This window comes from Collinsella sp. BG-O-102, assembly GCF_023656745.1.
Taxonomy (GTDB): Bacteria; Actinomycetota; Coriobacteriia; order Coriobacteriales; family Coriobacteriaceae; genus Collinsella.
Genome location: NZ_JAMOKO010000011.1, coordinates 1 through 15210, shown reverse-complemented (window position 1 = coordinate 15210; position 15210 = coordinate 1). Strand labels below are relative to the sequence as shown.

At 62.3% G+C, this 15210-nt stretch carries 10 protein-coding genes; 3 read left to right on the top strand and 7 right to left on the bottom strand.

Features of this window, described 5'->3' with window-relative positions; translation table 11 throughout:
* Positions 1 to 22: 22 nt before the first annotated feature.
* From NBH09_RS06680 to NBH09_RS06670, 3 genes are all read right to left on the bottom strand, one after another.
* Entirely contained in the window at positions 23 to 3655 is a 3633-nt protein-coding gene (locus NBH09_RS06680) for a UvrD-helicase domain-containing protein (protein WP_250787436.1), read from the bottom strand.
* Between the two features lie 3 nt (positions 3656 to 3658).
* Complete coding sequence (locus NBH09_RS06675; RefSeq protein ID WP_250787434.1) at positions 3659 to 6811, bottom strand: PD-(D/E)XK nuclease family protein; 3153 nt, start codon at positions 6809 to 6811, stop codon at positions 3659 to 3661.
* Positions 6812 to 7032: 221 nt separating this feature from the next.
* Positions 7033 to 7332, bottom strand: a complete 300-nt coding sequence (locus NBH09_RS06670) for a YerC/YecD family TrpR-related protein (protein ID WP_022094855.1) — start codon at positions 7330 to 7332, stop codon at positions 7033 to 7035.
* 323 nt (positions 7333 to 7655) lie between these two features.
* On the opposite strand from NBH09_RS06670, the gene NBH09_RS06665 reads away from it, so the two are divergent.
* The gene (locus tag NBH09_RS06665) at positions 7656 to 8021 is read left to right on the top strand and encodes a phage holin family protein (protein WP_250787433.1); all 366 of its coding nucleotides are present in this window, start codon (positions 7656 to 7658) and stop codon (positions 8019 to 8021) included.
* Between the two features lie 137 nt (positions 8022 to 8158).
* Here the strand turns inward: NBH09_RS06665 and NBH09_RS06660 are convergent, their stop codons facing one another.
* On the bottom strand, positions 8159 to 8587 hold the full coding sequence (locus NBH09_RS06660) for an RrF2 family transcriptional regulator (protein ID WP_250787431.1): 429 nt from the start codon (positions 8585 to 8587) through the stop codon (positions 8159 to 8161).
* Positions 8588 to 8839: 252 nt separating this feature from the next.
* Here NBH09_RS06660 and cysK point away from each other — a divergent pair, with 252 nt between their 5' ends.
* Both cysK and mnmA read left to right on the top strand, forming a co-directional pair.
* Complete coding sequence (gene cysK, locus NBH09_RS06655) at positions 8840 to 9778, top strand: cysteine synthase A (RefSeq protein ID WP_250787430.1); 939 nt, start codon at positions 8840 to 8842, stop codon at positions 9776 to 9778.
* 57 nt (positions 9779 to 9835) lie between these two features.
* Positions 9836 to 11059: a tRNA 2-thiouridine(34) synthase MnmA gene (gene mnmA / locus NBH09_RS06650; protein ID WP_284703122.1), complete on the top strand. Its 1224-nt coding sequence runs from the start codon at positions 9836 to 9838 to the stop codon at positions 11057 to 11059.
* A 136-nt stretch (positions 11060 to 11195) separates the two neighbouring features.
* On the opposite strand, the gene NBH09_RS06645 is transcribed toward mnmA, so the two are convergent.
* The 3 genes from NBH09_RS06645 to NBH09_RS06635 all read right to left on the bottom strand — a co-directional run bounded on the left by NBH09_RS06645 (position 11196) and on the right by NBH09_RS06635 (position 14892).
* Positions 11196 to 12239: a M42 family metallopeptidase gene (locus NBH09_RS06645; RefSeq protein ID WP_250787427.1), complete on the bottom strand. Its 1044-nt coding sequence runs from the start codon at positions 12237 to 12239 to the stop codon at positions 11196 to 11198.
* A 604-nt stretch (positions 12240 to 12843) separates the two neighbouring features.
* Positions 12844 to 14010 (bottom strand): lactaldehyde reductase, encoded by a 1167-nt coding sequence (gene fucO, locus NBH09_RS06640; RefSeq protein ID WP_195234670.1) that lies wholly within the window; start codon positions 14008 to 14010, stop codon positions 12844 to 12846.
* Between the two features lie 165 nt (positions 14011 to 14175).
* The gene (locus NBH09_RS06635) at positions 14176 to 14892 is read right to left on the bottom strand and encodes a YoaK family protein (RefSeq protein ID WP_055310199.1); all 717 of its coding nucleotides are present in this window, start codon (positions 14890 to 14892) and stop codon (positions 14176 to 14178) included.
* Between the last annotated feature and the right edge of the window lie 318 nt (positions 14893 to 15210).

The window sequence follows — 15210 nt, the reverse complement described above, 5'->3', positions numbered from 1 at the left end:
AGCACCGTAAAGCCTGAGGTGGCTAGAGGTTGTAGGTGACCACTTGAGGTTCGGCGGGTTCGACGAAGATGGCTGGATTCGCCTGCTCCACGCGGACGAACTTGACGGTCACGGCCTCAAAGCCCGCCTTGTGCAACACATCGGCGTAGACGCGCGCCTGCAGGGCGTGCTTCTCGAGCAGCTGGTCCGGCGTCTCATCCGGCGTGCCACCTGTCTTGTAATCGATGACCAGTGCGCGCGACGGATCGGCCGGGTCGGTCGCCAGTGCATCGATGGCGCCCTCGGCATAGACACCGTAGCGGGCAATGTCCTCGTCCTCGCAGCCCAGTGAAAAGAACGGCACCTCGGCGCGAACGCACGGCCACGCGAGCAGGTCGGCACGAACAGCCGACTTGAGCCAGCGGTCCAGGGCAACGTCGAAGCGTTCGCGCTGCTCCGGCGTCAGGCACCACAGACGCGCCAGCGCATCGGCACGCTCAGCGGGCAGTGCATCGGAACCCATCTCGATCAGCCACTGGCAGGCGGCATGGAACGCCGAGCCCAGCGCCATAGGGTTGCCGGCGGGCTCAACGGCGGCCACGTCTGCATCCGTCATCTCGGAACCATCCGACTCCGCATCATCGCCAGCCTCGTCCATGGGCACGCGCGTCTCGGCGGCACGGTCTTCCGTCTCGGCATGCAGTGCCGCGGCGATTGACGAGTAGCTATATGAGTCACGCGCCGGGAATGGACAGGTGCCCATGCGCACGCCCACTGCCTGGGGATACACAAGCTCAAACGAATCGGGCTCGGGGTCGGCAGGACCGGGAACGGCGGCGCGGGCATCCGCACCGGCACCCTCCGGCTCCGCATCGCCGCGAACGAGCCTACCCTCGGCATCCAGCGAAGCGTTGGCCTCAAACGCCCGCTCGCCAAAGGTAAAGTCCGCGAGCGAAATGAGCTCGTAGTCGCCCGGCTGGGAGTTGTCGAACACCAGGCGGTCGCTATCGAGCTGCGGCGTGTCCAGGCCGTCCGTCGGCAGAATACGACGCAGCACGTCATAGGTCAGATCGGTCTCGACGTCGAAGGTCGGCGCCGTCACCTTGCCGCGGCTCACGCCGGCATCCATCGCCAAGATCACCAGCTCGCGCGCACGCGTCATGGCGACATAGAGCAGGCGGGCCCGCTCCTCGAGCGAAAGCCGCAGGTCGTCGTTGCGCAGGCGAGCAAATGCCTCGGCGGGAGAGCCCGTCGCGCATACGTCCTCCATAAGCTCTGGCGGCAGCCACAGCGACGTGCCCTTGCCCTTAAACGCGTGTTCAAACTGCTTTTTGACGTCATCGCCCTTCACGAAGGTCCCGTCGGCAAGCTTAACGCCATCGAAGCGCGCCGGCAGCGCCACGACATGCGCCCCACCGTCGACGCGACCCATCTGTGCCGCACCGGACGATTTGCGCACGCCAAAACACTCGGCAACCGCTACGACCGGATACTCCAGACCCTTGGACGCATGCACGGTCATGATGCGCACCGCGCCGTCGCCCTCCTCGTTGAGCGCGCCCGGGGCCTCCTTGCCCGCCAAGAAGCGGTCGAAGGCGAGCGCGATGGAGCGCGGCGAGTTGCCGAGCTCGGCCTCTGCCTCGGTCACGGCGTCGAGCGCCTTGAGCACGTTGGCGGCAATGGCCTTCCCCTCGGGGCCGCGCTGCGCCAGACGCACGAACCAGCCGGAGGCATTGACCGCGTCGCGCGCGATGGCGGCGAACGAATCGCGTCCCACGCGACGAAGCGCGTAGCGCAGTACCTCGCGGGCACGCGTCACGAGCGGCAGGTTCTGCAAACCCGGCACATCGGAATCGCTCATGATGCCCACATCGATATTGCGGCGCGACGTCTCGCCCGTCCGCTCGTCGAGCTTGGTCGCCAGCGCCAGGAACTCCTGGACGCCGAGTGCAAACATCGGCGAGGCCAGCAACGGCATAAGACCTTGGGCCGTATCAGCCGGATTGGCGAGCGCGCAGACCAGGGCACGCACCGTCTGCACCTCGGCTGCCTGGGCAAAGACCGAGCCGCCCGCGATAACGCAGTCGAGTCCCTGGTCGCGGAAAGCCTGCGCGTAGACGTCGGCATTAGTCATACGGCCCAGCAACAACACCATGCTGCCCTGGGGCTGGCCCGCTTTAACGAGCGCTTGGAACCGCTCCGCAATCGCACGGGCTTTCGCCTGCGTTCGTTCCTGGGTGCTGCCGCCGGCAACGAGCAGCGCCTGGCGGCGCGAAGCCTTTGCCTTGAACTTGTCCTCGCGATCGTCACTCGGCTCAAGATCCAAGAACCCCTGCATCAAACCACCGGTATCGCCGTCGAAGACGCGTGCTACGTAACGCAGCACCTCGTCATGGCTGCGGAAGTTGCGCACAAGCTTGACGAGCTCGCCAGCAGGGGCGTCGGCCACGGCAGTCGCCTCGGGCGCAGCAGAGGAGCCCACCTTGCGCTCTTGGCGACGGAACACCTCGACCTCGGCGCCTCGGAAGCGATAGATCGACTGCTGCGCATCGCCCACGGTGCACAGCGCGCGCTCCCCCGCACCCGTCAGATAGCGAATCAGATCGACCTGCATCTGGTCGGTATCCTGGAACTCGTCAATCATGACCATCTTAAAGCGGTCCTCATAGGCAGCTCGAATAGCCGGGTAGTCGCGCAGCGCCTCGTACGCCATGCGCAGCAGGTCGTTGTTATCGAGCGCGGACTGGCCGGCCTTGAGCGCGCGGTACTCCGCCTCCACAGCACGGGCAAGCCCCACCAGCGCATCGACCGCCGGACCGCCGCAGGCAAGCACGATATTGATAAACGCATCAGCCGCCTCGGCCTTGAGTAGCTCCACCTGCTCCTTAGGAAACGCCTTGCTCGCGCGTGGCATGCTGCACGACATCATGAGTCGCGCCGCATCCTCCATGGTTTTGCCGCTCGCCTCAAACGCGTCGATGGCGTCGAGTGCCGCCTGCGCTTTCTCGGTCGTGGCCTTGCTTGCGCCCAGCGCCGCACGATAGGCATCGGCAAGCGCCGAGGTGTCGGCCTGGCCGCGCGCCACGCACACATCGTCCATGCCGCCCGGCAGCTGGCTCGATAGCTCCAACAGGTCGCGCACCAGGCCTTTGATGGTGGTACCGGCGCCAAACGACCCGCCCTCGCCCGCCATGGGATACCAGGCGTAGAGGGCCTTAAGCGAGGCGGCGAGCTGGGGCGCGGCATCGGGCGCCGTCGCGCGCCCCAGCACATGCTCGACAGCCTGATCCATAAGCTCATCGGTATCGGTGAGCACCGTGAACTCAGGATCGATGCCCAGCTCCAGCGCATGCGCGCGCAGGATACGCGAGCACATGCCGTGAATAGTCGAGATCCAAGCGTCGTCGACGGTCAGGGCCTCCTCGTCCATACCCTCTTCGATAAGCGCACGGCGCACGCGGTCGCGAATCTCGGCCGCGGCGTCTTTGGTAAAGGTAATGGCGAGCACCTGGTCCAGATGCTCGACAAACGGACCGGATTCGGGCGAGAGCGCATAGACGATGCGGCGCGTGAGGGTAAAGGTCTTGCCCGAGCCGGCACCTGCCGAGACAAACAGCGGGCGGTCGAGCGTTTTGACGACTTGCAGCTGTTGCGGCATCAAGGTCGAAAAATCCATGGTCTACACGTCCCTCCTTACAAACGTTCCTTCGTGGTTATACGAGCAGCGCGCATGCGCGGCTTGCGCCGACGTCGGGTCGACGGCGGCGACGATGCCCGCCTCGAGTTCGCGCAAGCGCTCGGCGATGCCGGCCTCCACGCGGTCGAGCAGCGCATCGAAGTCCATGTTGCCGCCCTCGCCCGGAAAGCCCTTCTTAAGGCCCGGAATGCGGCCGTCGCCGCGCTCTTCCTCGAGCAACTCGGCACTTGCGGCACCACGCAGTGCGGGCTTGCCGCCCTTGGTCGAAAAATAGAGCGCCGCACGGGCATCTAGACCCAGCGCCCGGCGCATGGCCTGGGCGTAGATGAGCGTTTGGGTATGGGGCGGCAGCCAGCGCGGATCGTCGATGGGGGCCTCGCCCGACTCCTCGTCGCGCACCGTGGGGTCGGCGAGCTTAAACTCCTCGACACCCGAACGATGCTTGTAGTCAATCACCACAGCGCGGTTCTCGGCGTCCACATCCACGCGGTCGATGCGCCCGCCGAGCGGCCAGCCGGCATACTCGACCTGGAGCTCGTTGAACGCAAACTCCAGGTAGCGCGGCGCGAAGGGCGCGAGCGCCTCGGACTCGTAGGCGAGCACGCCCTCCAGTTGCGGCAAGATCTCGGCCACTTGGCGCTCCTCCACTGGAGAGAGCGGCACCAGCGGGCCCTCGGTACCGCGCTTGCCGGCGTGCTCAGCCAGGGTCTCGGCAAAGACCTCGTGCAGCAGCTCCTTCGCGCGCGGCAGATTCATGGGCGTCACGCGCTCCATGCCCTCCTGCGGAAGACGTGCATGCAGGTGCTCCAGCACGTCATGGACAAAGTTGCCCTTCTCCATGTTGCCAAAGCCCGCATCGATGGACTGAGGTTTGACGCGATACGAGACGAACCAGCACAGCGGGCAGGTGGAATAGGCTTCGATCTGCGAGGCGGACGTCAGGCGCGGCACGAGTGGCGCGTCCTCGCCCTCGCCATCGCGACGACGCAGGACCAAATACGGCACGGCCTCGGCACTCAGATGCTGAGGGGCTTCACAGGTCACGCGTTCGCGCTTGAGACCTTCGCCTGCCGCGGGATCGAAGTCCCTTACGATATCACCCTCACCCACGCACTTCGCCTTGTCGGCGTCAGCGGCCTTAGCGTTGTCAGCGGCCTTAGCGTCGTCAGCGGCCTTAGCGTTGTCAGCGGCCTCGGCATGCGCCCGCAACTCGGTCCACACGGCAGCCGGATAGCACTCGCGCGCCTGGCGATCGTGCGTCACGCGGGCAAGCGCAACCGAGCCACGTGACGCCTGCATCGCGTGGCCAAAGCGCGCGCGCAGCAAGGCCGCGGGCTCAAGCGTCACGCCCTCGCGACCAAGGCTCGCCGTCAGCGTGGCCAGCGGCCCCTCCTCGTGCGAGAGCGGATAGCTGTCCAGATCGACATCGGCAAACAGCACGGCATCGTAGCTGCCGGGGCGCAGAGCTGCCGCATCGGCAAGCGAAGCAAAACGAACCTGAGCACGTGGCGCACGGTCAACCTCGTGGGTCTCGTAATCGTAGGCGGTGCTACGCTTGTCCACCTTGGTGCGAATGCCATCGAGCACGGGTACGGTCGCGGCCTGCGACACGTCGAGCGCGCGGGCGCCATTCATAAGGATCTCGATGACGTGGCGCAGCAAGGCCACCTCCGCCTGGTGACGAGCCTGACCGTCAAGGCCTCCAAGGGCGCGATCGGGCAACGCCTCGGCAACGGCAAGCATGGCCTTGAGCGCCGTCACGGGCTTGTCACGCCACAGCGCTTGGAACACGTCCGAAACCACACACGGTACGTTCTTAAACCAGTTGTCGTCGCTCGCCGCCTTGCGCGCGCCCCTCACCTGGCCCTGAACGCTCTGCAGCAGGCTCTTAACGCCCGCGGTAGTCTTGCTGCGCGAGAGACGCATATTCTTATCGAAGGCACGAGCATTGACGGCATCAGCGCCCGAAAGCGGACTGTAGATCCAGTCGGTAAGCTCCGGCGCGGGCCACCACTCGGTCTTTGACGCCACGCCCTCATCGGCGGCCTTCATGCGCTCGATCAGGCCGGCAAGCGCCGCAAATTGCCTGCCCGCAATGGATTGGGAAAACGCCGTGAACTCAACCGTCTCGGCAGCGATATGACGAGCCGCCAGACGAGAGGCGAGCTCACCGAACAGCTGGGGTGCCCGGGCAGAAACAACGAGCACGCGCACGGGGTCGGCGGGCGTTGCAGTAGCTTTATCGGCCTTGGACTCCTTGTGCACTTTCACCAACTTATCGATGGCGTCCGCATAGACATGAGCACGGGCATGGGGACCGGCGACCTCAATAAAGACAGGCTGAGCGGCAGTCCCGCAAGCGACATCAGGCGCGACGGCATCCTCCTCCAGCGGCGCGGCCTCAAACAGCACGCCGCGGGCATCAAATGCCGCGGCAAGCTCCTCGCGCATCGCCGCCTGCTCGCGGGCAAGCAGCACGACGACCTCTCCCCCATTGTTCGCCACGGCAGACAGCAGCTCGAGCAGGCCGTGCGTAAACGACGTGATACCGCGCACGCATACGGCGCGGGTGCACGCCGGCAGGTTATCGGCCAGGGCACCGGCCATAATGTCAGCCGCCTCGCAGGGCTCGACCATATCTCGACGATCCAAACCGCCCGCGTAGGCGCGCAAAAGCTCGAACACGCGAGCCTCGGCATCGCTTTTTGGCTCAGGCTGGCAATTGTTGCCACCGCATCGCTCGGCCGTCGTCCCCGCCACACCCGGCAGCACATCGCGGGCCATGCGCGCAAGCATGCGCACCGTGCCCTGGCTGCGCGAAAGCGGCTGCAGGTCGGCATCGTCGAGACGCGTGACCGTGTCCGAGAACAGCATCTGGCGCTGCAGGTTGTCGACGAAACCGCGCCCGTCGCCCAAAAGCTCCCAAAGCGAGCGAAGCCACGATGTAGGCGTCTTGTAGTCGATACCCAGCGAAACGCCGGCTTCCGCCGCATCATGACGGCACAGGTCGAGCTCGGCAAACGTAGGTGCCAGCAACACGGCACGCCCGTGGCGGGCAATAAGATCGGCAAGCAACGCCGACTCGGCATCGCTCAAATCCGTGCCGTCATTGGTGGTATAGATTCGAACAGGCATGGTCCTCCGCTCAAACTGTTCGCAATAATCAATGCATCCATCCTACCCGCCCAAGCGGACAGATTTGCCCCACGCCAACAGATTTGATCCCTTGGGGACGGAGGAAAACGGATCACCGAGGGGGTCTGTCTAACCCCGTGATCCGTTTTCCTCCGTCCCCAGGGGATCAAAAAACCGCCCCCGGAGGAGCGGTTTTGTACAAATCGGTTTTTTGGCGCGGCTTACTCGCCATCCTCCAGCTTAATGAGGATCTTGCGGTAGCCACCGTACTCGCCGTTGAGCGCCTTGGACACACGGCTCACCGTGGTGGACGAAGCGCCGGTACGCGCCTGAACCTCGACATAGGGCTCGCCCTCGTCCAGGTAACGCGCGACCTGCAGACGCTGCGATAGATCGCAAATCTCGCGCGGCGTGCAGATATCGGTCAAAAACGCTTGGATATCTTTCTCGTCGTCCAAAAGGCTAAATGCGTGGACCAGCTGCTTGACATCAGGCTTGTCAAACATGTTCTCGATATTCATCGATCACCGCCAAACCCGCCAAAAGGCATCGAAGTTGATACTGACATCGGGCATCGCTCGCCCGTTCTATGCAATAGGGCAACGCCTGTGGCTTTTGCCCGTAGCAGTGTAGCACACCACCAAACTAAAGCGACAAGACTCTCTGCCAGCGGCGCGTTTTTTAGGACGAACGCCGGTTTGAAACCGAATGCGCACGCAAGCTCCACGAATATCTGAGACAATGGGCGCCCAAACAGGACCGTGCCCGCGCATCTATCCGAGTTGCAAAGGCATGCGCCTCTCACGCCTCTTTGCCACGTCTTGCGCAAGAAAGGATCTCCACCATGCGCTTTTTGCTCAACTGGCTTTTGACCTCAATCGCCATCGCGATTGCAACGTTTCTCGTCCCCGGCATTCAGCCCTTCGGCATGGCCGATGCCTGGGTCTGCTCTGCCTTCGTGGGACTGTTCCTCAACATCGTCGACTCGCTCGTCAAACCATTCCTGACGGTCATCTCACTGCCGCTCACTATTATCACGCTTGGTATTTTTCAGCTCGTAGTCAATAGTTTTATGCTCGAGCTGGCCAGCTACCTGTCGGTCAATCTGCTGGGAGCGGGTATCTCCATTGCCGGCTTTGGATCGGCCTTTATGGGCAGCATCCTGGTATCCATCATGCGCAGCATTCTCGACAGCATCGCCAGGAACTAAAGCGACCAGATACGGACCGCCACAACACGCCAAAACGAAGGCCGTCCATCGCAACGATGGGCGGCCATGTCATTTGTCAAGCCTCAGAGGGCAAGAAAATCTACCATTTCTGCCCCGTCCCCAAATGGCAGGTGGGGCTAGATGACGTAGTCGTAACCCTCGTTGGGGGCGACGAGCGCATCGAGCGTCACGCCATCGAGGTAGTCGTTGATGAGCTTGTCCAGGTTCTTCCACACGCCGAGTGTAGGACACTCGTCCGAACGCGAGCAGCCCTTGCAGTCGCCGTCCAGGCATGCGACCGGTGCCAGGCTGCCTTCGGTCAGGCGCAAGATCTCGCCCACCGTGTACTGCTCGGGCGGACGCGTGAGCACGTAGCCGCCGCCCTTGCCGCGCATGCCCGAGAGCATATTGGCGCGGACGAGCGTAGCCAAAATGTTCTCCAGATATTTCTCAGAAATCCCCTGACGCGCCGCGATCTCTTTGAGGGGAATGCGGCCTGCCGCCTGGTGCTCGGCCAGGTCAACCATAACGCGCAGGGCATATCTGCCCTTTGTGGAAACCAACATATATATTGCTGCCTTTCGGTCTTTTAATTCGTAGAAATTCTAGCCGAAAAATTGGTTTTGAAAATACCTATTCCCGTCAAGCTGGTTAATCGACTCGTAATAATCTTCTATTTCCTATTGCGTTACTAGGCTTTAGTGCCTACTATGCTTGCCAACAGCAAACGAACAACCTATAAGGTTTGTGGGTTTCGCTGTTACACACACCGTAAAACCACACGGTATCCAGTCATTTGAACACTTTGGAGGTTCACCATGAGCAATGTTTACACGTCCATCGATCAGCTTATCGGCCACACTCCGCTTCTGGAGTTCACTCACTTTGAGGCCGATGAAGACCTCAAGGCCCGCGTGCTCGTCAAGCTGGAATACTTCAACCCCGCCGGGTCCGTCAAAGACCGCGTCGCCAAGAACATGATCGACGAGGCCGAGAAGGCCGGCAAGCTCGTGCGCGGCGGCGACTACACCATCATCGAGCCCACGAGTGGCAACACCGGCGTCGGCATCGCCTCGGTGGCGGCGGCTCGCGGCTACAAGGTGATCATCACCATGCCCGAGACCATGTCCGTCGAGCGCCGCAAACTTATGCAGGCATACGGCGCACAGCTCGTGCTCACCGACGGCTCCAAGGGCATGAAGGGCGCCATCGCCAAGGCCGAGGAACTGCAGAAGGAGACACCCAACAGCATTATCGCCGGCCAGTTTGTAAACCCCGCCAACCCCGCCATCCACAAGGCCACGACCGGCCCCGAGATCTGGGATGACACCGACGGCAAGGTCGACATCTTCGTCGCCGGCGTTGGCACCGGCGGCACCGTGACCGGCGTGGGCGAGTTCCTCAAGGAGCAGAACCCCGAGATTCAGGTTGTCGCCGTCGAGCCCGCCACTTCCCCAGTGCTCTCCAAGGGCCAGGCCGGCCCGCACAAGATCCAGGGTATCGGCGCCGGCTTTGTGCCCGACGTCCTCGACACCCAGGTCTACGACGAGATCATCCCCGTCGAGAACGACGACGCCTTTGCCACCGGCCGCGCCGTGGGCCACAAGGAGGGCGTGCTCGTGGGCATTTCGTCCGGCGCCGCCGTGTGGGCCGCACTGCAGCTGGCCAAGCGCCCCGAGAACGAGGGCAAGACCATCGTGGCGCTGCTCGCCGATACCGGTGAGCGCTACCTGTCCACGGCACTGTTCCAGGACTAAGGTCTGTCGCCCATAGGTTGAGCCCAGGGACGAGCCGGTCTCCTCTCTCCCGGCAGCCTGAGCCCATCCAATCAGGGTGTCCCACGAGACGTCCGAACTTGCTACAATGTCTGCGGCGCGGAACCAGCCTCCCGCGCCGCTTTTCTTTTTTGGCCACATGCCACCAAGGAGAACCTCCCCATGCACAACAAGCGCGTGCTCGTCGCCATGAGTGGCGGCGTCGATTCCAGCGTGACCGCGTATCTGCTCAAGCGCCAGGGCTACGAATGCGTCGGTGCCACCATGCGCCTCACCTGCCCCGCGCCCGATCCTGCAACGGGTATGAGCAAAGTCGACCGCGACATCGCCGATGCAAAGGCCGTCGCCGAGCGCCTGGGGATACCCCACCATGTGCTCGACCTGCAGCAGACCTTCGACCGCAATGTTATCGAGCGATTTGTGACTGCCTATCAGGAGGGTTTGACGCCCAACCCGTGCATCATCTGCAACCGCCACATTAAGTTTGGCGCGCTGCTCGATGCGGCGCTGGACATGGGCTGCGACTACGTCGCCACAGGTCACTACGCCAAAACGAGTCAGGCATCCGACGGCACCTGGCGGCTGCACCGCGGCGAGGACCCTAAAAAGGACCAGAGTTACTTTTTGTATTCGCTCACGCAAGAGCGCCTGGCACGCACAATCTTTCCGCTGGCAGGCTTGGACAAAGAGCGCGACGTGCGCCGGATTGCCGCCGAGCAGGGCTTTGCCAACGCCAAGAAGGCCGAAAGCGAGGATATCTGCTTTATTCCAGACGGTGACTACGCGGGCTATATCGAGCGCCGCTGCGGACATCCCGCTGCACCGGGCGACATCGTATGGCGCGATGGCAGCGTGGTCGGGCGCCACAACGGCGCGCTGCGCTATACCATCGGCCAGCGCAAGGGCCTGGGCGTCGCGATGGCGCATCCCGTGTATGTGACGGGCGTCGACGCCGCTAACAACACCGTGCATCTGGGCGAGGCCGAGGACCTGACCGCCGCTGCCCTCACGGCCGATGAGTGGATCTGGAGCGCGCCGGACGCACGCATGGAGGCCGAGCTGGATGCCGGCGGCATTCGCGTAGGTGCCAAGTACCGCTACCGTCAGAAAGACCAGGCAGCGACCCTTACGCGTGACGAAGACGGGCAAATGCTGCTAACTTTTGACGAGCCGCAACGAGCCATCGCCCCCGGCCAGGCCGTCGTCGTCTACCGCGGCGACGTCGTCCTGGGCGGCGGCACGGTGACCGGCGCACTTAAGTAGCCCCATCCCCTTCATAAATTGCGGTGAAATAGGGACTGTTTAAGCGTTTAAAACCGCCAAACAGTCCCTATTTCACCGCAACTTAGAGAGGACGGCCTCGGTCGGTACTGCCGTATCAGCCGAGGCCGCTGCATCGCTAGCGTTGTACGTAGGCGCGGACCAGCTCGTAGGTATTGCGCACGCCGTCGATGTGGCTGCGCTCGTAGTTGTGGCTCGCGTACACGCCGGGGCCGATCAGGCCGTGACGGATGTCGTAGCCGGCCGAGAGCGTGGCCTCAACGTCCGAGCCGTAGTGCGGATACACATCGATGGCGTAATCGAGCTCCAGCTCGCGCGCGATGTTGGACAGCGTGGTTACCAGGTCGTAGTTGTACGGACCGCCCGAATCCTTGGCGCAAATCGACACCATGCGCTCGGTGCAGCCCAGGTCGTCGCCCACGCAGCCCATGTCAACGCTGATCATCTCGCGCGTGTCGGCCGGCACGAAAGCACCGCCGTGGCCGACCTCCTCGTACACGGTAAAGAGCAGCGACACCTTGCGCGAAAGCGACACCTCGCCGTCAGCAACAGCGCGGGCCAGACCCAGCAGAATCGACGCCGACAGCTTGTCATCCAGGAAGCGGCTCTTGATGTAGCCGCTCTCCGTCACCGTGGTACGCGGATCCATAGCGATGATGTCGCCGGTCTGAATGCCCAGCTCAAGCACATCGTCCTTGCTGTCGACATTCTCATCGAGCAGGATTTCCATGTTCTTCTCGATGGTCTTGACCGGCTCGTCGGCCACATGCGCCGAAGGCTCGGTATTGAGGACCACGCCCGTGTAGACATTGCCGTCGCGCGTGTAGACGGTGCAGTTCTCGCCATCGGCCGTAGACCACTGATGCCCGCCGAGCGTCGTGGGGCGCAGGCGACCATTGTCCTTAATGGAACGCACCATGGCGCCCAGGGTATCGACATGGCTCGCCAGTACGAGCGGCTCACCCTCGCCACCAAGCTCAACGAGCACGTTACCCTTATTGGAACGCTCAGGCCCAAACCCCATATCGCGCAGGGTCTCCATCAGATAATCAGTCGCCGCACGGGTATAGCCCGTCGGCGAAGCAATAGAAGTCAGTGTCTTAAGCTGTCCCGCGATATAGGAGAGCGTCTCCTCTAGAGAAGCATCGATTACAGAAGCCATGTGCATCCTTCCAAGCAAAACTAAGACCGAGTCCCGATTTTAACCGTTCTGCACGCGCAAGGCTCTGGGAGCCGAGCCACCTCCAGACGTCCTCGCGCCGATTTTGCGCACGCGCACGGCTTACAATCCCAATCTTGCATAAATCCTATCGGTATCTGCATAGAAATGAGGAGTCTTTTTGCTTCGTCTCAGGGTACCCCACCTTGGGCCGTGCAAAAAACGGAGTATTCAGCACCGTGGGCCCCAACGGCCCCATCACGAACGACAAAACGACGTGGTTACAGCAGTGTTGCAGGTCGTCGCAAAGCAAAAACTCAGTAACAACCCCCTCCACTCATCGATAGCCCGCCCACAATGGCTGTCGATGGGCGCCTGCGGGCCACTACGGGCCATTCAAAACGTTATGCATTTTTAAGAGCTTGCTGAATACTCCCAAAAATGCACGCTGGGAAGTGCACCACCTATCCGCAGCGGGCAGTACGCCTTGGTTTTGTCCGTCTCAGGGCATCGACGCAGCACAAAAAGCCCCGCCGTGCGTAGCACGGCGGGGCCAGCGGCACGTCAAAAGACCATACACCTACGGGCGAAGGACCACCAAACTGGGCTAGGCAGCCGGGCAGATCTTCTTGAAGAGCTCGATGACGTCGTCGAGCGTTGCCTCGCGCGGGTTACCCGGGAAGCAGGCGTCGGCCATGGCGTCCTTGGCCAGAACCTCGATCTCGTCGGCCTTCATAGCCTCGCAGACGTGCGGGATATTCACGTCGGCGGAAAGCTGCTTGACGGCGGCGATAGCGGCGTCGGCAGCCTCGTCGGTGCTCATGCCCGTGGTGTCAACACCCATGGCAAGGGCAACCTTGGCCAGGCGCTCAGCGCAAACCGGCTTGTTGAACTCCATGGCGATCGGCAGCAGCATGGCGCAAGCGACGCCGTGCGGGGTGTCGTAGTGAGCAGACAGGGTGTGAGCCATTGCGTGGTCGATGCCCAGGCCAACGTTGGAGAAGCCCATGCCGGCGACATACTGGCCAAGGGCCATGCCCTCGCGGCCGGAGCCGGGCTGGCCGGACTTGGCCTCGGCAACGGAGTCGCGTAGGTTCTCGCTGATCAGCTTGATGGCCTCAAAGTGGAACATGTCGGAGAGCTCCCAAGCGCCCTTGGTGGTATAGCCCTCGATGGCGTGGGTCAGAGCGTCCATGCCGGTGGAGGCGGTCAGGCCGGCGGGCATGGAAGCCATCATGTCGGGGTCGACGACGGCGACCTCGGGGGCGTCGTTGGTGTCGACGCACACGAACTTGCGGACCTTCTCGGGGTCGGTGATGACGTAGTTGATGGTCACCTCGGCAGCGGTACCGGCGGTCGTCGGCACGGCGATGGTGAACACGGCGTGGTTCTTAGTGGGAGCAACGCCCTCGAGGCTGCGGACATCGGCGAACTCGGGGTTGTTGATGATGATGCCGATGGCCTTGGCGGTGTCCATGGAGGAGCCGCCACCGATGGTCACGATAGCGTCAGCCTCGGCGGCCTTGAAGGCCTCGACGCCGTCCTTGACGTTCTGAATCGTGGGGTTGGGCTTGATCTCGGAGTAGAGGCTCCAAGCGATGCCGGCGGCGTCGAGCTCGTCGGTCACCTTAGCGGTAACGCCAAACTTGACCAGATCGGGGTCGGAGCAGACGAAGATCTTCTTGTAGCCGCGACGCTGGAGCTCGCCGGGGATCTCCTTGATGGCGCCGGAACCATGATAAGAGATGGTATTGAGAACGAAACGATTAGCCATTGATAGCCTCCCATCGTGTGCGGGGCATCCATTACGCCCCACGCTATGAGTCCCATCCTAACGCTTTTGAAACAAAAAACGCGTGAGAACGTCAAACTATTTAAAGCGTTTCAACAGACGATGAAAAATATTGCGGCAAAGGGACAGCCCCTTTGCCGCATTCGGTTACTTTCGGCAGCCCTCTTTCCAAGCCTCGGCCGCAACCTTCCAGCGTAAGCGCAAGTCGCGCTCGCGGTCGATGAACATGATGGCAAACGCGACAAACAGCAGCAAGCTCGCCACGACGATGGCGTGCAGGCCCATGCGCTCAATGCACCAGTTGCCCAACACGGCGCCAAACACAAAGGTAAAGATCACGCCAAAGTACAGCAGGCCGTTTTCCAAAAAGCCGCGCCTGTGGGTGATGATGTAATCGTCCACGTTTTGCAGCGCGTTGCGCAAGTTGCCGATACACATGGTCGTAGCGATGCCGTGACCGTGGATCTTGCGGAAGCTCTCAACTTGCATGCCGCAGGCAAACGAGGTGAGGCAGTTGGCGAGCAGGTTGAAATTGCCGCCGGGGATAAAGCTCACGCCCAGCAAGATAACGGCTTCAAAGAACACCGTCACTTGGCGCCAGTGAATCACGCTGCCAAACCGTTCGTGTACCAGGTCGGCAAGCATAATGCCCACGGCAAACGACACCACGGGGAAGAAATAGCGTCCCGCAAGTGCCCAGTTGCCCTCCGAGATGCTCACGCCCACGAGCAGGATGTTGCCTGTCTGCGCGTTGGCGAAAACATGATCGCGCCCAATGTACGAATAGACGTCCATAAAGCCACCGGCGAGCGCCAAGATAATGCCAAGCTCGATGGACTCTGATATCTGTTTGGCACGCTGCATCGTCGTGCATCCTCCTTGTTGACGACCCTCTCGTGCGTTGGCGGAAACATAACCGCCGTTCATACTGTAACCCATTGACAACATGGCGTGCGCGCGAGACGGGTTCTCCAACGCGCAGATACACAGTCTGGAAACAAACGACTGGCTCAGCGACGTTCTCACTCACCAGCTCATGTACTCCCCCAGTCTTTTTAACCCCATTACAGTTTGAGTCGTCCGAAAGGGCGGCTCTTTTCCGTTGCACGGCTATACGATTGAGCCGTACCGGTGGTCGCTGGCCGACCGCCCCGGACGGCCGTCAGCCCCTGCCCCGTAGAG

Excerpts from the sequence above, each read along its gene's own strand:
- NBH09_RS06670 (WP_022094855.1), bottom strand. The coding sequence starts at position 7,332 with ATGAATATCGAGAACATGTTTGACAAGCCTGATGTCAAGCAGCTGGTC.
- NBH09_RS06680 (WP_250787436.1), bottom strand. The coding sequence starts at position 3,655 with ATGGATTTTTCGACCTTGATGCCGCAACAGCTGCAAGTCGTCAAAACG.
- NBH09_RS06675 (WP_250787434.1), bottom strand. The coding sequence starts at position 6,811 with ATGCCTGTTCGAATCTATACCACCAATGACGGCACGGATTTGAGCGAT.
- NBH09_RS06665 (WP_250787433.1), top strand. The coding sequence starts at position 7,656 with ATGCGCTTTTTGCTCAACTGGCTTTTGACCTCAATCGCCATCGCGATT.
- NBH09_RS06660 (WP_250787431.1), bottom strand. The coding sequence starts at position 8,587 with ATGTTGGTTTCCACAAAGGGCAGATATGCCCTGCGCGTTATGGTTGAC.
- NBH09_RS06635 (WP_055310199.1), bottom strand. The coding sequence starts at position 14,892 with ATGCAGCGTGCCAAACAGATATCAGAGTCCATCGAGCTTGGCATTATC.
- NBH09_RS06645 (WP_250787427.1), bottom strand. The coding sequence starts at position 12,239 with ATGGCTTCTGTAATCGATGCTTCTCTAGAGGAGACGCTCTCCTATATC.
- cysK (WP_250787430.1), top strand. The coding sequence starts at position 8,840 with ATGAGCAATGTTTACACGTCCATCGATCAGCTTATCGGCCACACTCCG.
- fucO (WP_195234670.1), bottom strand. The coding sequence starts at position 14,010 with ATGGCTAATCGTTTCGTTCTCAATACCATCTCTTATCATGGTTCCGGC.